Below are 21,396 nucleotides of genomic sequence, written 5' to 3'. Positions count from 1 at the left end.
TAAATATAAATTATTATCTTTTGACAGTAAAGGGTTCAAGGTTTCTTTTGAAAGATTCCATCGCAGATAATATCCACCATCTTGGTTTCAAGCGCCTGCTGCTTGCGGTTTCGGGCGGTCTGGATTCTATTTGCCTCGCGCATTATTTCATCGCTAACCGCGAAGCGCTTGGCATCGAATGGCTGGGGATTGCACATGTGCATCACGGGCTGCGAGAAGGAACGGCGGACCGCGACGCTGAATTTGTCGAAGCATTCGCCCGCAAGTATAACGTTCCATTTTTCTTGAAGAAGCTGGACGGCAAGGCGCTAAAAAATGCAGAAGGCTCGCTCGAAGAAAATGCGAGAGATGCAAGATACAAGGCGCTGATAGAAGTATTCAACGAGACAGGAGATCCTCCCCATACGGGGACCATGCGCACTAAGCAACAAGTTGCCAAGTGCTGTCCGCCCGTCCTGCGCGGGGATGACAATAAGGGCATCATCGTCACTGCGCACCATGCAGGCGACCAAGCGGAAACCATGTACATGCGACTCCGTCGCGGAACAACGCTTGCGGGACTCAGAGGAATCCAAGAAACAAGAGAATTGTTCGATGTGGAGTGTGAAATGTGGAATGAAAAAGAGATCACTACACATTACGCACCACACATTACACATTTTATCTACCGTCCTTTGCTAAACACGACTCGGGCGGAGCTTCTTGCGTATGCTCGCGAAAATAATCTTGAGTGGTGTGAAGACGAGAGCAATTCCGACGTAAAATTTGCACGGAACAAGGTGCGGCACGAATACCTCCCCCACCTGGAAGAAACCAACCCAGGGGCAACAATGCAGCTTTGCAAGGTTGCCAGGCTTGCCGATAAGGCGTATGCGAAAGTAATTGAAGAATGCGACGCGATGTTTCAAGAGACCCTTCCCCTGAAACAAGTTCAGGGTCAGGGTGACACGGCTCCATTCTCACACCTCAAAGGGAGCGAAGCGACCGACCTCACACCTCATACCATCATCGCTTTGAACCAGAAGGCTTTCCGCAAAATCTTGCTAGCCCACTCCAGTGCCGACCTTTCCGAGTTGTTCCGTTTATGGCTTTCGGAACAGGGATTCCGCTTTCCGATTGGCTTCTTTTACAGCCAAACGGAGCCCGCCCATGTTAAAATTCCCGTACGCGCCGCTTACCGCAAGCGTTCTATCGTCAAAAAGGGCTCTACCGTCTTGATTTGCGAATTTGAAAGCGTTGAGGCAGCCCTAAAATTTGTATCTTGCAAGTGAACGTATAAAAGGATTTTATGAGTCAAGGAAAACCTACTCCCCCCTACCGTAGCAAGAACTTTATCATTTTACTGGTGATGATTCTTTTGTTGTTCGTCATGTTCCCGCTCGCCGGGAAAGATGGCGAATCGGACATTACGCGCACCGAATTTTTGGCCATGATGGGTGACTCCACCAAGGTGATTACCGAACTCACCTTGCAAAAGACCCCCGATGGCGTGATTATTGAAGGCAAGCGTGAAATGAGTGCCGAAGAAAAGGCCGAAGCGAAAAAGAGCCAGAGCGCGCTCGCCCGTTTCACCAAATCGGCCGACAACGGCAACACGAAATCTTTCCGTAGCCACATGCTGGAAGTCAGCAACGACCAAATTACCGCCTGGGAAATGTACAAGGGCGTCAAAGTCAAGGTCATTCACGAATCCAGCACCTGGCTCGATACGATTGTCGCGTTCCTGCCCGCGATTCTCCTGATTGTATTCTTCTACCTGATGATGAACCGCCAGATGGGTGGCGGCGGCAAGGGTCCGTTTAGCTTTGGCAAGAGCCAGGCAAAACAGTTGAACGGTAAGCAAAAGACCACCTTTAACGACGTGGCCGGCTGCGACGAAGCCAAGCAGGACTTGCAGGAACTCGTGGAATTCCTGAAGGACCCGAAGAAATTCGATGCCCTCGGCGGACGCATTCCGAAGGGCGCTTTGCTGGTTGGCCCTCCGGGTACCGGTAAGACGCTTTTGGCCCGTGCAGTTGCAGGCGAAGCAGGAGTACCGTTCTTTAGCATGTCCGGTTCGGACTTTGTGGAAATGTTCGTGGGCGTGGGCGCAAGCCGCGTGCGCGACCTCTTTGAAACCGGCAAGAAGAACGCCCCGTGCATTCTGTTCATCGACGAAATCGACGCCGTGGGTCGCCAGCGTGGCGCTGGTCTCGGTGGCGGTCACGATGAACGCGAACAGACCTTGAACCAGTTGTTGGTGGAAATGGACGGCTTTACCGCCAACGAAGGCGTGATTTTGATTGCCGCCACGAACCGTCCGGATGTGCTCGACAAGGCATTGCTGCGCCCGGGTCGCTTTGACCGCCAGATTGTGGTGGGACTCCCCGACCTGAAGGGCCGCGAAGAAATCTTGAAGGTGCACCTGAAAAAGCGCAAGGTGCCGCTGGCCGACGACGTGGACGTGAAGGCTGTCGCAAAGGGAACTCCTGGTCTTGCAGGCGCAGACCTCGAAAACCTGGTGAACGAAGCAGCCCTCCTTGCCGCACGCTTCAACAACAAGAAAGTCACGATGCTCGACTTTGAAGAAGCCCGCGACAAGCTCAGCATGGGTGCCGAGCGCCGCACGCTCTTAATGACCGACGAAGAAAAACGCCACACCGCTTACCACGAAGCAGGCCACGCTTTGATGACGCTCTTGTGCAAGCATTCTGACCCGCTCCACAAGATTACGATCATTCCACGCGGGCGCGCCCTCGGCGTGACCATGAGTCTGCCCGAACGCGACCAGGTGAGCTACAGCCGCGAATACGCCGAAGAACGCATCATGATCATGATGTCTGGCCGCCTCGCCGAACTCATCTTCTTCAACCACCAGAGCACGGGAGCCAGCAACGACATTCAGCGCGCAACCGAACTTGCCCGCAAGATGGTGACGGAATGGGGTTTCGACGACGAAATCGGGCCGGTCTGCTACAGCCGCACCGACGGCGAAGTGTTCCTCGGCCGCGAAATTAGCAAGCCGAAGGAAATGTCCGAAATGATGGCCGAAAAGATCGACAACGCGGTGAACAACCTCATCAAGCGTCTGGACCAGGCCGCCAAGAAACTCATCGAAGAGAACAAGGACAAGCTTATCGACCTCGCCGAAGCGCTGTTTGAATTCGAAGTGCTCGACCGCGAAGAAATTGACCGCGTGATGGCCGGCGAAAAACTGACCGGCACTAAGAAGAGCCGCCAATACAAGGCGCTCGAAGAAATGGAAGAAAAGAAGAAGCGCGAAAATACGCCGCCGCCTGACCCGGGCAAACAGCCGCCGGTAGCACCGGTCACTGATGCACCCGTAGCCGAAATCAAGCCCGCGCCCGCCTCCGGAACCACACCGGCTAGCGATGACGCCCATACCGAAACGCTGAAATCATCTGAAGACGCAAAACAGGAAAATTCGTAATGTTCAAAGAAGTTCTGGATCATAGCCGCTCTCTCCCATGGAAAATCGGGAACAAGGTTCAGCCTTGCAAAACCCCGCTGATCATGGGTATCGTGAATGTGACTCCGGACAGTTTTTTTGACGGTGGCAAGCACAACAAGCCTGACGCCGCTTACGAACACGCCCTGATGCTCCTGGAGCAAGGCGCCGAAATCTTGGACATTGGTGGCGAAAGCAGCCGTCCGGGAAGCGCACCAGTCAGCCTGCAAGAAGAACTGGACCGCGTGTGCCCCGTGGTGGAACGCCTCGCCAAACTCGCCAAGGAACGCGAATTCTACATCTCGGTCGATACGGTCAAAGCAAAGGTTGCTGCCGAAACAATGAAGCTCGGAGCGCACATCATCAACGACATCAGCGCCTGCGCCATGGACCCGAACATGCTCCAGACCGTCGCAGATACCAAGGCCGCCGTAGTACTCAACCACATCCGCGGGAACTTCGGCACCATGCAGCAGGACTTCAAACCGTACACGAACGTGGTGCAGGAAGTCCGCGAAGAACTCTTGTCGCAAGTGAAAAAGCTTTTGGACCTCGGCGTCGAACGCGAAAAGATTTGCATTGATCCGGGCATCGGATTCGGAAAAACGGCACAAGATAACATCGACTTGATGAAATCGACCGAAGAATTCCTGAAAGACGGCTACCCCGTTCTCATCGGAACCTCTCGCAAGTCCTATATTGGTAAAATGCCCGGCCTCGAAAATAGCGACCGTCTGATTCCGACAGTAACCGCAGGAATTGTAGCCGTACTCGGTGGCGCAAGCTGCATTCGCGTGCACGACGTGAAAGAGGCCAAGGAATCGTTGCTGTATTTGGAGGCGTTAAGAAATGATTCTGTTTAAGCTATTCGGGATTATCGATGTGCGTCCGGCAGATATTCTGGACGTGCTCCTGATATCCATTATCATCTACTACATCTTCTTGCTGTTCCGCGGCACTCGCGCTGCCCAGATGATTTTCGGCGGCCTGTTGCTGATTCTTGCCTGGATTATTGCGCAGTGGTGGGAACTCCATACCGTCGTGTGGCTTATCAGTAACCTTGCAACCCTCGGTATTATCGCGCTTGTGATTCTTTTCCAGCCCGAAATTCGAAGCGCCCTCACCCGTATCGGTCAGGCAGCCAGTAAGCTCGATTTTCATAACCTGTTTTTCCATTCGAGCGGCCTCGACGAAATCACCAAGACAATCGCTAGCGCCTGCCAGGACTTGGCAAAAACGCACACGGGAGCCCTGATTGTGCTTGAAAAGCGCGTGGGCCTGCGTAACTACGCCGACACCGGTGAAATCTTGGATGCCCGAATCAGTTCTAGACTTTTGCGCGCCCTCTTCTTCCCGAATTCCGCTTTGCACGATGGTGCAGTCATCATGAACACCAAGCGCATTATTGCCGCCGGCTGTATTTTGCCCATGCCCACGGGTAACGCCGAAAAAGAAGCGGGTTACGGCATGCGTCACCGCGCAGCAAAAGCACTAGCTGCCGAATGCGACGCCCTCGTGATCGTGGTGTCCGAAGAAACGGGCTATATCTCTATCGCCTACCGTAACACGCTGCGCCGAAACATCAGCGTTGCTGAACTCAAGCAAGAAATTATCCGCCACTGGGGCGAACTTTTTAACGACGTGCGCGAAAGCAACAAGCCCGAAACCGCAGAAGAAAAGGCGGGGTAGTAGGAAGTAGGAAGTAGGAAGTAGGAAGTAGACAGTAGACGGTTGACAGAAGACTGTAGGAAGTTGGTAGTAGGTAATTGGTTTAAAGGATTTTTATGAATAATAACGAAACAGAAGATCAGGTAAAATCACGCCGCAAAAAGAAGAACATCGCGATTCTCGTGTTGATGTTCCTTTTGCTTGTAACCCTTTTTATTGTGCAGTGTCACCTGGACCAGATCAAGCAAGACGCCCTGGCCAAGGAACAGGAAACCGCTCTTGAAATGCAGCGCCGCCACACGCTTGATAGCTTGCGCGCCTTGGAACAGGCCCGCGCCGACAGCATCCGCATGGCGGACTCCCTGGCAAGACTCAGCGCAGACAGCGCACGCATCGCCGATAGCCTGCGCATTGCTGATTCTCTGGCCGCACTCCAGAACAATGTGAACCGCGACAGCATCCGTCACGTGCGCGACAGCCTGAATCACATCAAGGACAGCCTCGCCGCCATCGAAAAGGCACGCCAGGATAGCCTGCAGCGCATCGCCGATTCCTTGGCCGTCATCGAAAAAGCCAAGGCCGACTCGCTTGAAAAGAAGCGTATTCAAGACAGCATTCGCGCCGCCGACCAGGTGCCGCCCGTCGCTGAAATCGCACCACCCGCAGGCCGCTACTACGACCCGATTAAGCTTAAAGTCAAGTGCGAAGAAATCAAGTGCAAGACATTCCTTTCTATTGGCGATACGCTCCATGCCCAAGAAGCGGGCAAGGCCATTGAATACAACAAGACGGGCTCCGTATTCTTCTACGCCGAAGACTCCGTGGGCAACCGCTCTGCATGGGAAGAAGCCAAGTACGACATGGCTAGCGACAACGTTTGCGGCAAGAACGCCTACCCCGTTCCGCTCGGCGGCAAGACCGTTTGCGTAGACGCCTACGAATACCCGAACAAGGCCGACGAACTCCCCCGCGACATGGTGAGCCAAGAACAGGCCGCAATGCTCTGTGAACAAGAAGGCAAGCACCTCTGTAGCCTCGCCGAATGGCAAGCCGCTTGTAAAAGCAAGGACAACACCCGCTACAGCTACGGCGACAGCTACAAGCAGAACAAGTGCAACACCAACACCAAGGCAGCCAAGCGCAGCGGTCGTAAGGAACAGTGCCGCAGCTGGTACGGCATGTACGACATGAACGGAAACCTTTGGGAATGGACCTCGACCACGAGCAAGGAACACCCGAACATGTACTTAGTCGCTGGCGGTGCCTGGAACACCAACAACGAAAGTAAGTGCACCGACAACAAGTTCAGTTTCTATCCGCAGAACCAATACCCCAACGTCGGTTTCCGCTGCTGCAAATAAGAAGCTCTGTTCCCAGCGAAAACATCTTTTCAATTTGACAAAACAAAAAGGACCCACGAACGTGATTCCTTTTTGTATTACAGAAATAGCGGGGCATAGCCCCGCTATTTTCATTGTTTAGGAGTTCCTTCGACTTCGTTTCCTTCGGCGGTTCGGCAGGCTCACCGACCTTAGGAAACTTCGCTCAGGATGACACTTTGTCCTACGACACGAGCATCATGGAGAACACCATGACGAACAGCGCGACGGTTTCGCCGACGCCGAGCACCCCAAGCGACCAGACCAGCTAAATGCACATTAAAAAAATGCCCTTGTTGCTGGTTCTCTCGCCAACACGACTCGTCAATACGAGTCGCTTTTTGGCTCACAGGGTAGTTCACCATGCCCTTGCCGGTTTCGCCGAGGGCGTCAGCAGCGACTGCAGCAGCCTTACCCTGGAACCAAGCAGAAGCCATCATGCCAAGACCGCCGAAGATACCGGCGCCGAGGCAGCACGGCTGGTAAAGCCGGATTCAGCGGCCTTGTTCAGGATGAAGTTCATCAGGAGCATACCGTAAATCGTCTGGGAAATCGGGGTACCCACGAACACCAGGAGCGTAAAGAGGGCGTTTTTGCCCTGGGCATAAGCCTTCTTCCACATGGTGATGGCGGACATACCAGCCGTTCCGCAACCAAGGGCGGAGCCCATTGCCGAAATGCCGAGAGCGGCTGCAGCACCCCTATAATGACCGAACAACCTTTGGTTGTTCTCTCGCCAGCACGACTCGCTCACGCTGAGTCGCTTTCTGGCTCACGGTAGCGAGAGTAACCATTGTATTCGGTTCCATTGTTTTTTTTTAGCTGGATTTAGGCGTTCCCCAGCCCCAAGGCCCCTGAGCCTGCCGGAGGGTGGGCTGGGTCGGGCTATATTCTGGGGGCAATCGGCTTCGCTTACGCTTGCCGCTCACCTCCCAGAACCAAGCCCCGCTGCGCGGGTCTTGTCCCCAAGGGGTCACTATCTCCCCTAAAGGGGACCATAGCCACTAAGCAGTAAAACTGCAAGTGGCTGGAGGCCTAACGCGGATGCAAAATAGTGCTTTTTTGTTCATTCACCTATTGACTTTCCTCAGAAAATTATGTATATTCTTCTTGGGCTGGTCGAAAGACCCAGGTCCATCTACTGGCGAGGAAGTTCCTCGCTTTTTTTGTGGAGAAATACATCTTGAAGGAACTAAGTGTATTTATTGATGAATCGGGAGACTTTGGTGACTATAGCTATCATTCCCCGTATTACATAATAACGATGGTGTTCCATCGTCAAGATGTCGATATTCAAGAAAAAATCAATCGCCTAGATACGGAATTATCCTACTTGGGACTTAACAATCTTTGCATTCACACCGGTCCGATTATCCGCAAAGAAGAAATCTATAAAGACATGGACATTGTTGACCGGCGACGCATTTTCAACAAGATGATGGCCTTTATCCGTTCAATTGACGTTCAATACAAATGTTTTTACATCGAAAAGAAGCACATCGAAGATTCTGTAGAAGCGACAGGCAAACTTTCGAAGCTAATATCTTCGTTTATAAGGGCACATTACGATGAATTTCTTACTTTTGACGATGTCAAGATTTACTATGACAACGGACAGGTCGAAATGAGCAGGCTTTTGTCATCTGTATTTAACGCACTCTTGCCAAATCCGATTTTCCGAAAGGTGATGCCAACCGATTACAAGTTGTTCCAAGTTGCAGACTTTATTTGTACAATGGAACTTGTAAGCCTAAAGCTTGAAAACAGCCTTTTTTCAAAATCCGAAATGACATTCTTTGGCAACAAGCGTGATTTGAAACAAAATTATTTGAAAGCACTAAAAAAGAAAGAGTGGAATTAGCACCATCTGGCACGCAAGGAAGAATGGACTTTTTCTTATTACTCTTGTTGTTCTTCTTTGACATAAATAACTCCCTTAGGGCTTTTCCCCAAAGCCCTCTTTTTTTGTTAAACTTTTTAACGAAAATGAAACTAAATCAATTTACATCGTAAACGAATAGTCTTTAACGCAGCGAACTGAATGACCAAAAAACTTTTTTAACCGGGAAAAATCCCATTCAGTTTCATCTAAACGCATCAAGAATGCTGCAGAATCAAATTCCTTGGGAATCCAATAACGACCATACTTTCCTATATGATCATAATAATATCCATCTTGATTATTATACGCACCACCCCCAAACAAAGCAGAAAAGCCATTACTATTTACACCCTCTGAAGCTAACGATATAGATCTATATGCAGATTCTTCACCTCGTATCATGGCACGCCATTCATTTTCATTCATCACATGCCAACCCTCCGGACATATTCCTTGAATTTGAAGATAATTCCAATCATAAACAGATTTTATTCCCGTCGCAATGGAATCAGGACAATTCGGCGTCGTTCCAGTCCACACACTATCACACGCCCTAGGGAGTCCAAATGTTTCGCTCCAAGAATATAAGCCTCCAAAATAATGCTCGCAATACCAGGGATCATCGTCATAGCAGAATTTTTCAACCTCATTATCATCAAAAACAGTCGTTCCAAGATTCACCTGGGTACCATAATTCAAATTTTGAGCAAACACTTCAAACTCAGGTGATGTCGCAGACTTAGTTTTTATAACGATGGTCCTATATTCCTGCCCATCACGCGGGTCTTTGAACGTTCCATACGATTTCTCTTCGTTAAAGACACTGTCTACTTTGAACCTTTCTTTAAATGGACGAACTTGCACAGACGAACTAGATGGCGGTACATAAGGAACAAGAAAACCGTCTTTACATACAAATTCTTCATCCCCGATATGGTAAATTCCATGTTCAGGCATATCGCATGGGATCTTTTGATCAGCAATCGATACCGAGCTGCTGGATACAAGTGAAGCGCTACTGCTTGATTTAACAGTTTCTTTTTTTGAACTTGAGCTAAAGATATCGCTGCTGGATACCGAACTAGCACCCGAGGATGTTCCTTTGTCCGTAACAGAACTCGAGGAGATTGTGTCATCGCCACTAGAGGACGAAACTTCCGCTACCGGGTCCGGTCCGGCACCGCTGGAACTGTCATCACAGGCAACAATCGCCATAACGGTCATCAAGACTACGCAAAAGTAAAGACTTTTTGTTTTCATTCTAACTTCCTTTTTATTCTAATACCACAACAGTGCAATTTTCAATATAATTATGTATATTCTTAAAATCATTTCCAAACTTCAAACTAGATGCCATACTTTGGGCACCAATCAAATCCTTAATTTTTACAGATTCAATCTTATCTCCATCAATTTTCTTTACACCTTCGAAAACATCATTTTCTCCTGCCGCAGAACTAGCACAAATATTATCAACAAAAGAATTCATCTGCGTTGATTGGGTTAGGGCATTTTCGGCCAACCAATTATCCGCAGACGCATCTATCATCAAACGTGGTTCTAAAGCTTCAATCTTGAAATTTTTGTGAGTATTTTTTTTCTTATTATTCTTGATGTTCTTCTTGGACATAATAACTCCCAATGGGCCGTTTAACACAGCCCGGTTTTTTGTTTAAAATTCTAGGATAAAATTAAAGGATTAGTAATCCTTTACGCAACGAATAGAAAGTGCACCTTTTTTTTCGAATTCTGCATATCTATTAAACGAACGATGCGCAACAAAGGTGCAACTTCCTAAAAATTCAGGTTCATCAGAATATTCTCTTGGAATCCAATAATACCCATATTCCATAATTCTTTCAAACCGGCCATTTGTAAAATCATATGAACCTGCCGGCAAAAGAGAAAAACCTCTCGGATTTTCCATGACTTCATTCCAAACCTCCGAACTAAGATATTGACTACCATTCATCGCCCCATGCCCATTAATAGCAGCCACCCACTCCCCCTGATTCATAATGTGCCAGCCTTCCGGGCAAATCCCCCGGTGGACAACATACTCCGAATTATGTGGTACAAGAGTATTCCTAGACTCATCCGTCGTATTCGGGCATTTTTCACTTCCCATTTGAGAAGAATCACAAACAGCGGGGAAAGCCATAGCGGTAGCCCAGGTATAAAGCCCACCCCATCCATTTTCACAATACCAAGGATCGTCATCATAACAATATTTGGTCGAATCACCTTGTTGATTTCCACCAGAAATCATCTTACCAAAATTCAGATTTTCCGCAAAAAACGTGAGTGTATCAGTAACATCGTCATATAGACGAATCGTTTTATATACATGATTATCGCGCGGATCACAAGCGACTTCCCCACTATGTAAAAGGAGCTCCAGCAATTGTTCAAGCACCTTTGCATAAGTAGTGTTGCCCCTCGGACATTTGCCCGGGCCCCTTTACACAAGAATGCAACACTCCCCGGCAAAAGTCCAGGCACCTACTTCACCTTGTAAAAACTACTCCCGCAAATGTCCAAACGCCTTTGCACAAGTGGAGAAAGCGCTTATGCAATTGTCCGAGGACCTTTGCACAAGTGATGAAACCACTCGCGCAAAAGCCCAAGCAATTTCATCACCGTGATAATGCCACTCCTGCAAATGCTCTAGCATGAACCTCACTTTGTAAATGCTGCTCCTGCAAATGCCCGAGCACCATCACCTAAGCGGTGAAGGTACTCGGCCAAATGTTCAGGCTCCTTCGCATAAGTGTAAAAGACACTCCGGCAAAAGACCGGGCCGTTTTGCACAAGTGACAAAACCGCCCGGACATTTGCCCCCGCAGCTCAACACAAGTGACATTGTAACAAAAGCAAAAGTTCAGGCAACACCCCCACAATGTAAAAGCCGCTCCCGCAAATGCGGAAGCGACTTTACCCTATTGTAGGTGGTTTTTAGGCAAAAATGAGGTTAAACACACCCAGCGAGCATTTAGTCAGACCCCTAAGGCTATTGACTAAGCCCGCCAATTAAATTACATTTCAAACATGGTCAATTCTAAGGCAATCCTGTCAAATGACGGATGTTACATATCCTTCTCCTTTAACGGGCGGACTATACGGTTCAAGGGGCCGTATAGCCTTGTCAAGATTGCAAAGGTGAAGGAATGGGACAACGGCTACCTGGTGGTCGATGCCGTATATAGCCAGAACAAGGACAAACTCGTCGAGGACTATATCGACCTGGTCCCTATCCTTGAAGACCTTTACATCGACCCGAAAATTTTCTTGCCACCGATAACATCTGTCGAGGTGGACAATGTCCGAGCAACAGCTTAATGAAATCGCCGACAAGGCCGACATGATTATCGCCAACTACAGTTTCACCGTTACGGACAACGGCGATGTCAAGATGTATATTATCTAAGAAATGGACAAGAAACTGATCAGATATACCGTTGCATGCGTCAACGAGTTCGCCGCAAACAAGAGCCTCACCGAAAAGCAGGCTTTTGATTATCTATGCAATCACGGAGCGATGGATTTCCTTGTCGAATTCTACGATGTGGAGCATACGCTTTCATTTGAAGACGCCATCAACGACCTGACGCTAGTCAGCCAGCAGAACGGAGGGAAGATACAGTGATTCTCTTCCACTCAGAAAAAGCGATTGCGCTGTTGAAAAAGAAGGAGTCGACCCATGTCTAAGCCAAAAATGCTTGCTGAACTCATAACGGGAGACATCATCTCGTATGTGATGGAAGACCAGAAACTCTCTCTCATCGAGGCTATGCGTAGGTTCTACGCTTCTGAAACATTCGCCAAACTAGTTGACCCGGAAACCGGACTTTACCTTGAAAGTTCTCCCTATGTCTACGACATATTCAAGGCGGAACAGGAAAACGGGAAACTGACTCAACTCGAAGTCTAGCCTAAGCAGGCTCCTTACGCGGCCAGCCTTTTCAACCTATACTCTACCGGGCTCAGGTACCCGAGCGTGCTATCCGACACCTTTTCCGACATTCTTTCCGAAATTGCCATGGCGGACAATGACGGATTCGCAGAGATTATCTCCAAGATGGCTTAACCACCCATATCAACAAGTATCTGCACCAAGACCTTATAGTCCAGATACTGGATTCCATCTTTCCCTTGATGGATTTTGTCAGCCAGTTCGCTGTTATAATACATATCCATCGCCTGTTCTAGCGAACAGTTCTTCACCTGCGCAAGATGCGCAATAATGCGCTCTTCCAGGCGTTCCTGATAGACTTTTTCCAGAACATCTTCGTCTACCATTTTACACCTCTTCGCAACCCTTGTATTTCAGGACCGCATCAATAGCCTTTTGCGTGATAAAGGCAATCTGGTCGTAAGTCGGATAAGCCTTTATTTCCTTCAATGCCCGCGGCATATCCCAGATACCGGAGTGATACATATCCACTACACGGAAAACCTTGTCATTTGCGACCTTGCCCATAATTACATCGTATTGGGCATATTCCAAGGAACCATCGCGGCATTTGCACACGAAATCAATCCATTCCTCTAAATCATCGGGGAACGTCTTAACGGAGAGTGCGGCAGGGACATCGTCCATGTCATAGACATTCAATATCGGCTTCAGGTTCCCATCCTTTAGAATATCGATTTTCCTGTGCGCCCAACGGACAGCCTGTTCACGCACCGTCGTGACATAGAATCCCTTTCCGAAATCAAGCGGTCGAAAAGAATGCTCAACATCCGGCTTGTCAACAACAACGTTCGAACCATGATAGACGATCATACGGCCACCTTACGGACGTTCAGATATTCTTCAATATCGCTGACGACGAAATCAGTGCTCTGCGTATGCAAAATTTCGTAATTGGGAACAAGGAATTTCTGAATACAGCCTGACTCAGCCAGCTTTCGATACACAAAAGACGGCAAACGATTCCACTTGTTTGCGCAAGCGTGAATCATATACACGACAAATTCAAAAGATTCCTGAACCATGGTCTAATCCTAATTGTTTTTCGCAGTCCAATGATAAAAAAAGGGTGCGGGGCATAGCCCCGCCATTTTCGTTGTTTAGGAGTTCCTTCGACTGAGTTTACCCCGGACTTGTTCCGGGGCTCAGGATGACACTTTGTCCTACGATACCAGCATCATGGAGAACACCATGACGAACAGTGCGACGGTTTCGCCGACGCCCAAGACCATCAGGTAGTTCACCAGGCCCTTGCCGGTTTCGCCGAGGGCGTTGCAGGCGTCCGCAGCGGACTTGCCCACGTACCAGGCAGAGGCCATCATGCCGATGCCACCGAAGATGCCCACACCCAGGTATGCAGCCCAGTTGGCCGGAGCCGCCTGGGACTTGTTCAGGATGTACATCATCAGCAACATGCCGTAGATTGTCTGCGCAATCGGCGCGCCCACGAAGATGAGCAGCGTAAACAGCGCGTTCTTACCCTTGAGATACGCCTTTTTCCAGGCCCCGATGGCCGCCATGCCGGCAGTCCCGCAGCCCAGCGCAGAACCCACCGCGGCAAGGCCCAGGGCCGCCACCGCGCCGAGTTTCGCGAGCGTTAAAAGTTGAGCTTGATCCATACGTGTTACCTCGCTGGATTAAAGCACCATCATGGAGAACACGAGAACGAACAGGGCCACGGTTTCCACGATACCGAGCACCATCAGGTAGTTCACCATGCCCTTGCCAGTTTCACCGAGGGCGTCGCAGGCCACGGCCGCGGACTTGCCCTGGTACCAGGCAGAGGCCATCATGCCAAGCCCGCCGAAGATACCGGCGCCGAGGCAGCCGCCCCAGTTGGTAAAGCCGCTTTCGGCAGCCTTGCTCAGGATGAAGTTCATCAAGAGCATGCCGTAAATCGTCTGGGAAATCGGGGCACCCACGAACACCAGCAAGGTGAAGAGAGCGCTCTTGCCCTGGGCATAAGCCTTCTTCCACATGGTGATGGCGGACATACCAGCCGTTCCGCAACCAAGGGCGGAGCCCATTGCCGCAATGCCGAGAGCGGCAGCAGCACCCATTTTAGCGAGAGTAACCATTGTATTCGGTTCCATTGTTTTTTCCTCATTAAGTAGCGGGAATCATCCCTTGGTTTAATTTTTCTGCTTGGCGAAGGGCGCGAATGCGAATCCGCTCCATTCCTGGCCAAGTCCATTTGAAAATTCGAGTGTATTCAGACGTACCGCGTGGACGGCGACGCCCATGACCGCAAGCGCGATGTTCAGGCCATGCACGAAGAGCAGCAGGAAGGCAGCCCCAGCGATACCGACAGCGGAGCCGAACAGCGGCGAAAGCATGTCGTTGAACGCTTCGGCAATGGCCGCACCGGACATGCCCACAGCGAACAGACGGATGTAACTGATCACGTCGGTAAAGCTGTTCACCACGTCGAGCACGAGCATCGGGATGCTGATGAAGTCCTGCTTGAGCCTCTTGGGCGGCACGGTAAAGAGCACCAGGAGTACCGCTTCCACGATGAACATCGGGATGACGAACTTCGGCATATCGATACCGAGCACCATCTGGCAGGCCAGGAAGAACATCACCCAGCAGCCGATGAGCCAGCCCACCTGCGCCATGAACGTGGAGTCCTTGCGCTTGATGCGCACGCAGACGTTCCACACGTGAGCGATACTCAGGTGGACCACGGCGATGCAGAAGCAGAACAGCTGGATATGCTGCATCTGGGAGGCACCCGCCACCTTGGGCACGAAGCTTTCGGGCAACAGCGTGATCGACTGGGCGAAGGCCTTGTAGGCTTCGAACTTCGCCGGGTCAGTCGGGGCGCTTGTGCGGATCCAGAGCATCGCGTTCTTCAGCGGTTCAGGCAACCAGCCGTAGTTGGTGATGTCCAGGTAATACGTCCACCCCGCAAGCGAGGGGCTGAGCCCGAGGAAGCTTGCGTTAATCACACCCCACACGATGGTGGCGATGCTCATGAGGTAGATAAAGTGGAAACCAGCAGGGTTCGCCTTCGGCATCTTTTTGCGGGCAAAGAGTGCCAGACCGAGGAACAACAGGCCGTAAGCCGAGTCGCCCACGATCATCGCAAAGAAGATGCTGAAGAAGCAAAGGAACACGGCCGACACGTCCACTTCCTTGTACCCCGGCGAAATGCCGATGATATCGTACAGGAACTGCATGGGGCGGCTGAGCTTGCTGTAGGTCAACAGCGTCGGGATATCGTCGCCGTCGGCTGGGTCGTCCACCAGGAGGCCCCAGCCGTGCTCGCGGGCGGCCTTCTCGAGTTCGCCCACGCGAGGTGCAGGACAGAAGCCCTGCACGGCGGCGACGTTCTTGTCGCCCACCATCGAGGCTTCGGCTTCGACCATGCGGTAGTCGTCACCCACTTCGAGGAGCTTGTCCTCGATAGATTCGCGCGCACCCGAAAGTTCACCCAGGCGACGCTCGACGCGGGCAAGCGTTTCCTTGGCTTTCGCTTCCATTTCACGGTATTCGGCAAGCGACTTCTGCGGCATCGTGAGTTCCGTGAAGTTGCCCTTCACGGCCACAGGGGCTTCTCCCCTGCTCACGACAGCTACATACTTGCCGTTTTCATCCTGGCCGAATTCCTCGATAGAACCTTCGCCCTCGAGTTCGAACGGGACTTTACCGTCATGGAGCTGGTACAGTTTGACATAGATACCCTTCGCCTGCAGGGCTGCTGCCGTTGCGGGGTCCAGGTTCTTGAACATGGAAAGTTTGGAGAGTTCCTCTTCGGCCTGTTCCTTGTCGATTTCCGCCTGCTTGCTTTCGGCAACCAGGTTCTGGATTTCATCGATAAGGCTTGCGGCAGGAGCGGCATCCTTCACGGGAGTCACACCCTTCGGGGCCTTCTCGGGCACCACTTCCAAGGCCTTCTGCACGCGGTTCATTTCGCCGCGGGCATGGTTCAGCTTGGCGCCTGCAGCCGCCTGCAAAGGCGTGAGGTGCAAAATTTCAAGCGTACGGAGCGCCTGGAGCGTCTCTTCAACCGCACCTGCAACCGTCAGCACCGTCACTTTCTTCATAGGAGTAATCATGCGGCGGCCTCCTTCGCGAGTGCATCCTGGGCAGCGGTACGGGCGGTAGCCTTACCCTTGGCAAGCTTGCTGCGGGCAACGCCACTGGTCTGCTGGTCGCCCAGGAAGATGTTGATGACGCGGATATTTTCCTTCGCTTCGGGAATCTTCACCTTCTCGAACAGGTTCACGCGCTGGCTCGTGGTACGCAGTTCCTTCGAGAGGAGCTCGTATTGCTTTTCGAGCACGCGGCGTTCGAGACGCAGCGAAATCAGGCCCTGGAGGCTTCTGATACCGTCGTCCAGCCACACGGGCGTGGTAAAGAAATCCGGAATCGAAATATTAAAATCTACCCCGTCGTATGTCGGAATCTTCACGCCGGCGATGTTACCTTCGCCCTGGCGCACTTCCTTCACCGACAGGTACTTTGACCATTCGATGGGTTCGGCAAACAGCGAAATCCAGGAAGCCATGCTCTTGCGGAGCTTGTCCTCCTCTTCTCGCTTAGCCATCACCCTCTCCTGGAGCGTGCGCATTTCCATCTGCAGCTGCTGCTTTTTCAAGAGCAACGTCGGCAGATAGCGCTGGAAGCGCTTCAATGCGTCGCGTTCCGCCTTGAGGGCGTTCTTTGTTAACTTGACCTTCGCCATATTACCCCTTCTTGGGCCAATATTCGTTGATCATCTTGGTCGGAATACCGGTTTCTTCAGGAGCGAAGCAGTCGGCAAGGATTTCCCAGCCAAGGTCCAAAGCCTTTTCAAGAGGAATGTTCACGGAGAGGTCCATCATTTCCTTCTCGAAACGGGCACCGTATTTCAGCAGCTTCTGGTCCCAGTTACTCATGTTGAAGCCCATGGACTGTTTTTCCAAAGTTTCCTTGTAGCTTGCGTACAGCTGAATCATGGTGTTCATGATGGTACGGTGGTCGCTACGGGTCTTGCCGTTCACCTGCTGCTTCAAGCGGCTCAAAGAACCGAACGGTTCGATACGGCCCTTACGCAGGTAGAACTGACCTTCGGTAATGTAACCGGTGTTATCCGGAACCGGGTGGGTCACGTCGTCGCCAGGCATGGTCGTAACAGCAAGGATAGTGATGGAGCCCGAACCTTCGAAGTCCACAGCCTTTTCGTAACGGCTAGCAAGCTGAGAGTAAAGGTCGCCAGGATAACCACGGTTCGACGGAATCTGTTCCATCGTAATGGCGATTTCCTTCATGGCGTCTGCAAAGTTCGTCATGTCGGTGAGGAGCACGAGCACGTTCTTGCCTTCGGTAGCGAACTTTTCTGCCACAGCGAGGGATGCATCCGGCACAAGCAAGCATTCCACAATCGGGTCAGATGCGGTGTGCATGAACATCACCGTACGGGAAAGAGCACCGTTCTTTTCGAGGAAGTCCTTCAAGTACAGGTAGTCATCGTGCTTCAGGCCCATGCCGCCGAGGATAATCACGTCCACTTCGGCCTGCAATGCGATACGGGCCAAGAGTTCGTTGTAAGGTTCACCGGCGATAGAGAAAATCGGGAGCTTCTGCGAAACCACGAGCGTGTTGAACACGTCGATCATCGGGATACCCGTACGCACCATCGTCTTCGGGATGATACGCTTGGCGGGGTTCACGGAAGGGCCACCGATAGTAATGCGTTCGCCGTCCACTTCGGGACCGTTGTCGCGGGGCTTACCAGCACCGTTAAACACACGGCCAAGCAAGGCTTCGCTGTACGGAACCTTCATCGGTTCGCCAAGGAAGCGCACTTCGGAGTCGGTGGAAATACCACGGGCACCTGCGAACACCTGCAAGTCCACCATGTCGCCGTCAATACGGATCACGCGGGCAAGGGATGTTCCGAACGAGCTTGTCACCTGGGCAAGTTCCTGGTTTGCTACACCTTCGGCGCGGAGCGTAATCACGGAACCGGCGATGCGTTCAATACGATGGTATGCCACATTATGCATTAGCGGAAACCTCCTTCACGGAAGCGAAAATACTTTGTTCAAGGTCCTTGAATTCCTGGGAATCGAACTTGACGCGGTTCCAGTCCTTTGTCGACTGAGTGAGCTTGAGGAAGAACGTACGGGCGACGTCCTTCTCGCTGAACTTCATCGGGGTCTTGAGGATGGTGTAAACCTTGTCGAACACGTACTTCTGGCGTTCGGCGGAGCAGGCGGCGTCGATTTCGTTATAGGCGTCCTGCTGCAGGTAAACGGCATCGAGGTATTCGGACTTCAGGTAAATCACGAAGTCGTCGATCGAAGTACCTTCTTCGCCCACCACCTTCATCATGTTGTTCACGTCCACGCCGTTTGCGAGGATGTGACGGGCTTCGGCAACCTTCTTGGAATCGATAATGCCTTCGTACTTGGACCAGGAATCCAACGGGTGGATGGCCGGGAAGCGGCGCTGGTCGGAACGTTCACGGGAAAGGCCGAGGAATGCGCCCACCACCTTCAGGGTGGCCTGGGTCACCGGTTCTTCGAAGTTACCACCTGCCGGCGACACGGAACCGCAAATCGTCACGGAACCGGTAGAGCCGTCCTTAAGGCGTACCACGCCACCGCGTTCATAGAAGGCGGCAATCACGGATTCGAGGTAGGCCGGGAAGGCTTCTTCACCCGGAATTTCTTCCAAACGGCCGCTCATTTCACGCAGAGCCTGAGCCCAACGAGAGGTTGAGTCAGCCAAGAGGAGCACGTTCAGGCCCATCTGGCGGTAGTATTCGGCGAGAGTCACGCCCGTATAAACGGAAGCTTCACGGGCAGCCACCGGCATCGAAGACGTGTTACAAATAATCAGCGTACGTTCCATGAGGGACTTGCCGGTACGCGGGTCAATCAGTTCAGGGAATTCGCGGAGGGTTTCCACCACTTCACCTGCACGTTCACCGCAAGCGGCCAAGATCACGATATCCACGTCGGCGTAGCGGCTCATAAGCTGCTGGAGCACGGTCTTACCGGCACCGAAGGGGCCCGGCGTACAGAACGTACCGCCCTGCATCACGGGGAAGAACGTGTCGATAATGCGCTGCTGCATGGTGAGGGGCTTGCTCGGGCGCAGGCGTTCTTCATAGGCCTTGATCGGCATCTTCACCGGCCAGGTCTGCACCATCGTCACGTCCTGGGTTTCGCCGTGAGCATTCTTGAGCTTAGCAACAACAGTTTCTACAGTGAATTCGCCAGCGGCAGAGACCGATTCCACGGTCCACTTGCCCAGCAGGCGGAACGGCACCATGATGCGGTGCGTGAACACGCCTTCGGGAACGGTGCCCAGCGTATCGCCCGCGACCACCACATCGCCCACCTTCGCGACCGGGGTAAATGCCCACTTCTTGTCGCGGGGGAGCGCCTTCAAATACTTACCGCGCTGCAGGAAGAAGCCGCATTCTTCGGCAAGCTTCGGGAGCGGGTTCTGCAGACCGTCAAAGACCTGGGTCAAAAGGCCGGGGCCAAGTTCTACGGACAAAAGTTCGCCGGTGAATTCCACCTCGTCACCCGTCTTGAGCCCCGTGGTGTCTTCGAACACCTGGAGTTCGGCGTAGTCGCCGCGGATACGGATGACTTCGCTCTTGAGGGGGATAACTTCGGACTTGCCGTCCTTGTTTTTCTGAGTAAGCTTGGCATACGCCACTTCGTTCTGGGACACGGCGCTTTCGAACTTGACGCGAATCAGGTTACCGTTGACGCCGATGATTTTTCCGATACTAGCCATTGAAAATGGACCTCCGGTCATTCCTGTGCCGCCGCAGAGGCGTATGCAGGATCGTTTGCATTAATAACATTCAACACGGCAGCGTCGCCCGCTTGTTCGGAGAGGCGCGCCCAACGTTCACAAATCTTCAGTTTGATCGCATAAGCGTAAACATGCTTGACGGTACCCTCGCCCACACCTGCGAGCGAGTCCACAAGCCAGAAACGGGCCTTGTCGATATCCTGCTCTTTTTCCATAGGATTCGACTTGGCAAACGCATCTTGAATCATCTTGGCAAAGGCGACATCGTAACCCGGGAAGGACTTTTCCGTAAAACGGATATCGGGCCCCCATGCGCTTGCACGGAGCCTGCCCGAAACGTTCTTCATCTGGATTTCGTGGGCCTTGTAGGCGCGCACGAACTCGTCGTCGCACTCTTCGCATTCACCGTCATCCAGAAGCGCGTCCAGAGCCGCAATTTCCGACTCGGACAGCACGCCGATGCAGCGGTGGCGAAAATCTTCCATACTGAGCGGGGCTGGATCGCCAAACTCAATCATCGGAAGAGATGCCATCAAGTAAGAAGGACTGCTCATCAAGTACCCGCGTTACTTCGCCTGTGCGGCAGCGTTTACCACTCTGGCAAGTTGCGGACGGAGCAGGGCCGAAAGAGCGTCGGCCATTGCAGCTTCTGTAAATTCGTGGGTAACCTTGCCGCCATCGAGCTTGATGCGGAAACCGAACTTGACACCCTTGTCGCTTTCGACCTTCACGCCGGCGGAAAGCTGCTTCTTGAACTCGCCCATCACGAAAGAGCTGAGCTTACGGGCATCGGCGTCGGAGAAATCCACCTCGATGTCGGAGGTATAGGACTTGGCTACCGTGAGGAGCATGCTCTTGACGGTGGATTCGTCCAAGGACTTCTCCACCTCGAGGTTCAACAGGTCCATAATCATCTTTTCGAGATTCTTGCCTACCGAAAGCAAAAGGTCGCGGGCGGACTGTTCAAGGGTGCGTTCGCTACGTTCCGTGAACGCTTCGGCGTCCTTGTCGGCCTTTTCCAGACGGGCGGACGCTTCGGCCTCGGCAGCCTTCACGATATCGGCCGCCTTTTCCTTGGCCTTGGCAATGATAGCCGCCGCCTCTTTTTCTGCTTTATCGACAGCATCTTTCTGGATGCGTTCCATAAGGTATTGCAAGTCTTCTGCCATATATATCTCCAATAACAATTCCAAAAGATCCCTATAGCAAAAAACACACCAAAAGGACCTTTTGGGAAAATTTCGATACTAATATACAAGTAATTTTGGCAAAAAGTCGAAAA

Annotated in this window: 25 protein-coding genes; 10 read left to right on the top strand and 15 right to left on the bottom strand. The window is 51.9% G+C overall.

The window, feature by feature from the left end; all coding sequences use genetic code 11:
- The first annotated feature begins 20 nt into the window (after positions 1–20).
- From tilS to B9Y58_RS14840, 6 genes are all read left to right on the top strand, one after another.
- Positions 21–1,271: a tRNA lysidine(34) synthetase TilS gene (gene tilS / locus B9Y58_RS02805; protein ID WP_233247817.1), complete on the top strand. Its 1,251-nt coding sequence runs from the start codon at positions 21–23 to the stop codon at positions 1,269–1,271.
- 17 nt (positions 1,272–1,288) lie between these two features.
- On the top strand, positions 1,289–3,430 hold the full coding sequence (gene ftsH, locus B9Y58_RS02800; RefSeq protein WP_073054032.1) for an ATP-dependent zinc metalloprotease FtsH: 2,142 nt from the start codon (positions 1,289–1,291) through the stop codon (positions 3,428–3,430).
- A complete protein-coding gene (gene folP / locus B9Y58_RS02795; RefSeq protein WP_073054031.1) occupies positions 3,430–4,311 on the top strand; it encodes a dihydropteroate synthase in 882 nt (293 codons plus the stop codon). Before ftsH ends, folP begins: the two co-directional genes overlap by 1 nt.
- On the top strand, positions 4,298–5,137 hold the full coding sequence (gene cdaA / locus B9Y58_RS02790; RefSeq protein ID WP_073054030.1) for a diadenylate cyclase CdaA: 840 nt from the start codon (positions 4,298–4,300) through the stop codon (positions 5,135–5,137). Before folP ends, cdaA begins: the two co-directional genes overlap by 14 nt.
- Positions 5,138–5,232: 95 nt before the next feature.
- Positions 5,233–6,477, top strand: coding sequence for an SUMF1/EgtB/PvdO family nonheme iron enzyme (locus B9Y58_RS02785; RefSeq protein ID WP_073054029.1), 1,245 nt, complete (start codon positions 5,233–5,235; stop codon positions 6,475–6,477).
- Between the two features lie 113 nt (positions 6,478–6,590).
- Positions 6,591–6,767 carry a hypothetical protein gene (locus B9Y58_RS14840; RefSeq protein ID WP_233247816.1) on the top strand — a complete coding sequence of 59 codons (177 nt, stop codon included), beginning with the start codon at positions 6,591–6,593 and terminating at the stop codon, positions 6,765–6,767.
- A 164-nt stretch (positions 6,768–6,931) separates the two neighbouring features.
- Here the strand turns inward: B9Y58_RS14840 and B9Y58_RS14835 are convergent, their stop codons facing one another.
- Positions 6,932–7,249 (bottom strand): hypothetical protein, encoded by a 318-nt coding sequence (locus B9Y58_RS14835; protein WP_233247815.1) that lies wholly within the window; start codon positions 7,247–7,249, stop codon positions 6,932–6,934.
- 429 nt (positions 7,250–7,678) lie between these two features.
- Here B9Y58_RS14835 and B9Y58_RS02775 point away from each other — a divergent pair, with 429 nt between their 5' ends.
- A complete protein-coding gene (locus tag B9Y58_RS02775; RefSeq protein WP_073054736.1) occupies positions 7,679–8,356 on the top strand; it encodes a DUF3800 domain-containing protein in 678 nt (225 codons plus the stop codon).
- Positions 8,357–8,497: 141 nt separating this feature from the next.
- On the opposite strand, the gene B9Y58_RS02770 is transcribed toward B9Y58_RS02775, so the two are convergent.
- From B9Y58_RS02770 to B9Y58_RS02760, 3 genes are all read right to left on the bottom strand, one after another.
- Positions 8,498–9,637, bottom strand: a complete 1,140-nt coding sequence (locus B9Y58_RS02770; RefSeq protein ID WP_083532183.1) for an FISUMP domain-containing protein — start codon at positions 9,635–9,637, stop codon at positions 8,498–8,500.
- A 13-nt stretch (positions 9,638–9,650) separates the two neighbouring features.
- Positions 9,651–10,007 (bottom strand): hypothetical protein, encoded by a 357-nt coding sequence (locus tag B9Y58_RS02765; protein WP_143154631.1) that lies wholly within the window; start codon positions 10,005–10,007, stop codon positions 9,651–9,653.
- A 69-nt stretch (positions 10,008–10,076) separates the two neighbouring features.
- Entirely contained in the window at positions 10,077–10,793 is a 717-nt protein-coding gene (locus tag B9Y58_RS02760) for an FISUMP domain-containing protein (RefSeq protein ID WP_073054024.1), read from the bottom strand.
- A 632-nt stretch (positions 10,794–11,425) separates the two neighbouring features.
- Here B9Y58_RS02760 and B9Y58_RS02755 point away from each other — a divergent pair.
- The 3 genes from B9Y58_RS02755 (at position 11,426) to B9Y58_RS02745 (ending at position 12,308) form a co-directional block, all read left to right on the top strand.
- Positions 11,426–11,716: a DUF7724 family protein gene (locus tag B9Y58_RS02755; RefSeq protein ID WP_072801213.1), complete on the top strand. Its 291-nt coding sequence runs from the start codon at positions 11,426–11,428 to the stop codon at positions 11,714–11,716.
- 91 nt (positions 11,717–11,807) lie between these two features.
- Positions 11,808–12,023 carry a DUF3791 domain-containing protein gene (locus tag B9Y58_RS02750; protein ID WP_072801212.1) on the top strand — a complete coding sequence of 72 codons (216 nt, stop codon included), beginning with the start codon at positions 11,808–11,810 and terminating at the stop codon, positions 12,021–12,023.
- A 54-nt stretch (positions 12,024–12,077) separates the two neighbouring features.
- Entirely contained in the window at positions 12,078–12,308 is a 231-nt protein-coding gene (locus tag B9Y58_RS02745) for a hypothetical protein (RefSeq protein ID WP_072801211.1), read from the top strand.
- A 152-nt stretch (positions 12,309–12,460) separates the two neighbouring features.
- Here B9Y58_RS02745 and B9Y58_RS02740 read toward each other — a convergent pair whose 3' ends face one another.
- The 11 genes from B9Y58_RS02740 to B9Y58_RS02690 all read right to left on the bottom strand — a co-directional run bounded on the left by B9Y58_RS02740 (position 12,461) and on the right by B9Y58_RS02690 (position 21,283).
- The gene (locus tag B9Y58_RS02740; RefSeq protein WP_073054022.1) at positions 12,461–12,676 is read right to left on the bottom strand and encodes a hypothetical protein; all 216 of its coding nucleotides are present in this window, start codon (positions 12,674–12,676) and stop codon (positions 12,461–12,463) included.
- A 1-nt stretch (position 12,677) separates the two neighbouring features.
- Positions 12,678–13,163, bottom strand: coding sequence for a DUF3990 domain-containing protein (locus tag B9Y58_RS02735; protein ID WP_073054020.1), 486 nt, complete (start codon positions 13,161–13,163; stop codon positions 12,678–12,680).
- Entirely contained in the window at positions 13,160–13,375 is a 216-nt protein-coding gene (locus B9Y58_RS02730) for a DUF3791 domain-containing protein (RefSeq protein ID WP_073054018.1), read from the bottom strand. Before B9Y58_RS02730 ends, B9Y58_RS02735 begins: the two co-directional genes overlap by 4 nt.
- A gap of 138 nt (positions 13,376–13,513) precedes the next feature.
- Positions 13,514–13,969: a V-type ATP synthase subunit K gene (locus B9Y58_RS02725; protein ID WP_072799628.1), complete on the bottom strand. Its 456-nt coding sequence runs from the start codon at positions 13,967–13,969 to the stop codon at positions 13,514–13,516.
- An 18-nt stretch (positions 13,970–13,987) separates the two neighbouring features.
- On the bottom strand, positions 13,988–14,443 hold the full coding sequence (locus tag B9Y58_RS02720) for a V-type ATP synthase subunit K (protein ID WP_083532182.1): 456 nt from the start codon (positions 14,441–14,443) through the stop codon (positions 13,988–13,990).
- A gap of 39 nt (positions 14,444–14,482) precedes the next feature.
- Complete coding sequence (locus B9Y58_RS02715) at positions 14,483–16,411, bottom strand: V-type ATP synthase subunit I (protein ID WP_073054015.1); 1,929 nt, start codon at positions 16,409–16,411, stop codon at positions 14,483–14,485.
- Positions 16,408–17,040: a V-type ATP synthase subunit D gene (locus tag B9Y58_RS02710; protein ID WP_073054013.1), complete on the bottom strand. Its 633-nt coding sequence runs from the start codon at positions 17,038–17,040 to the stop codon at positions 16,408–16,410. The genes B9Y58_RS02715 and B9Y58_RS02710 overlap by 4 nt, the downstream gene beginning before the upstream one ends.
- 1 nt (position 17,041) lies before the next feature.
- The gene (locus tag B9Y58_RS02705; protein ID WP_073054011.1) at positions 17,042–18,343 is read right to left on the bottom strand and encodes a V-type ATP synthase subunit B; all 1,302 of its coding nucleotides are present in this window, start codon (positions 18,341–18,343) and stop codon (positions 17,042–17,044) included.
- The gene (locus B9Y58_RS02700) at positions 18,336–20,093 is read right to left on the bottom strand and encodes a V-type ATP synthase subunit A (protein ID WP_073054010.1); all 1,758 of its coding nucleotides are present in this window, start codon (positions 20,091–20,093) and stop codon (positions 18,336–18,338) included. The genes B9Y58_RS02705 and B9Y58_RS02700 overlap by 8 nt, the downstream gene beginning before the upstream one ends.
- Positions 20,094–20,110: 17 nt before the next feature.
- Entirely contained in the window at positions 20,111–20,668 is a 558-nt protein-coding gene (locus B9Y58_RS02695; RefSeq protein WP_073054009.1) for a DUF2764 family protein, read from the bottom strand.
- A gap of 12 nt (positions 20,669–20,680) precedes the next feature.
- Entirely contained in the window at positions 20,681–21,283 is a 603-nt protein-coding gene (locus tag B9Y58_RS02690; protein ID WP_073054008.1) for an ATPase, read from the bottom strand.
- Between the last annotated feature and the right edge of the window lie 113 nt (positions 21,284–21,396).

The organism is Fibrobacter sp. UWB15 (assembly GCF_900177705.1).
GTDB lineage: Bacteria > Fibrobacterota > Fibrobacteria > Fibrobacterales > Fibrobacteraceae > Fibrobacter.
Note: the sequence above shows the minus strand (reverse complement) of the source record. Positions and strands in the feature narration are given on the sequence as shown.

Coding starts and splice junctions, on each gene's coding strand:
- B9Y58_RS02715 (WP_073054015.1), bottom strand. CDS start 16,411: ATGATTACTCCTATGAAGAAAGTGACGGTGCTGACGGTTGCAGGTGCG.
- B9Y58_RS02705 (WP_073054011.1), bottom strand. CDS start 18,343: ATGCATAATGTGGCATACCATCGTATTGAACGCATCGCCGGTTCCGTG.
- B9Y58_RS02695 (WP_073054009.1), bottom strand. CDS start 20,668: ATGAGCAGTCCTTCTTACTTGATGGCATCTCTTCCGATGATTGAGTTT.
- B9Y58_RS02750 (WP_072801212.1), top strand. CDS start 11,808: ATGGACAAGAAACTGATCAGATATACCGTTGCATGCGTCAACGAGTTC.
- B9Y58_RS02755 (WP_072801213.1), top strand. CDS start 11,426: ATGGTCAATTCTAAGGCAATCCTGTCAAATGACGGATGTTACATATCC.
- B9Y58_RS02770 (WP_083532183.1), bottom strand. CDS start 9,637: ATGAAAACAAAAAGTCTTTACTTTTGCGTAGTCTTGATGACCGTTATG.
- B9Y58_RS02710 (WP_073054013.1), bottom strand. CDS start 17,040: ATGGCGAAGGTCAAGTTAACAAAGAACGCCCTCAAGGCGGAACGCGAC.
- B9Y58_RS02745 (WP_072801211.1), top strand. CDS start 12,078: ATGTCTAAGCCAAAAATGCTTGCTGAACTCATAACGGGAGACATCATC.
- B9Y58_RS02720 (WP_083532182.1), bottom strand. CDS start 14,443: ATGGAACCGAATACAATGGTTACTCTCGCTAAAATGGGTGCTGCTGCC.
- ftsH (WP_073054032.1), top strand. CDS start 1,289: ATGAGTCAAGGAAAACCTACTCCCCCCTACCGTAGCAAGAACTTTATC.
- B9Y58_RS02700 (WP_073054010.1), bottom strand. CDS start 20,093: ATGGCTAGTATCGGAAAAATCATCGGCGTCAACGGTAACCTGATTCGC.
- cdaA (WP_073054030.1), top strand. CDS start 4,298: ATGATTCTGTTTAAGCTATTCGGGATTATCGATGTGCGTCCGGCAGAT.
- B9Y58_RS02730 (WP_073054018.1), bottom strand. CDS start 13,375: ATGGTTCAGGAATCTTTTGAATTTGTCGTGTATATGATTCACGCTTGC.
- B9Y58_RS02725 (WP_072799628.1), bottom strand. CDS start 13,969: ATGGATCAAGCTCAACTTTTAACGCTCGCGAAACTCGGCGCGGTGGCG.
- B9Y58_RS02690 (WP_073054008.1), bottom strand. CDS start 21,283: ATGGCAGAAGACTTGCAATACCTTATGGAACGCATCCAGAAAGATGCT.
- B9Y58_RS02785 (WP_073054029.1), top strand. CDS start 5,233: ATGAATAATAACGAAACAGAAGATCAGGTAAAATCACGCCGCAAAAAG.
- folP (WP_073054031.1), top strand. CDS start 3,430: ATGTTCAAAGAAGTTCTGGATCATAGCCGCTCTCTCCCATGGAAAATC.
- B9Y58_RS02735 (WP_073054020.1), bottom strand. CDS start 13,163: ATGATCGTCTATCATGGTTCGAACGTTGTTGTTGACAAGCCGGATGTT.
- B9Y58_RS02765 (WP_143154631.1), bottom strand. CDS start 10,007: ATGTCCAAGAAGAACATCAAGAATAATAAGAAAAAAAATACTCACAAA.
- B9Y58_RS02740 (WP_073054022.1), bottom strand. CDS start 12,676: ATGGTAGACGAAGATGTTCTGGAAAAAGTCTATCAGGAACGCCTGGAA.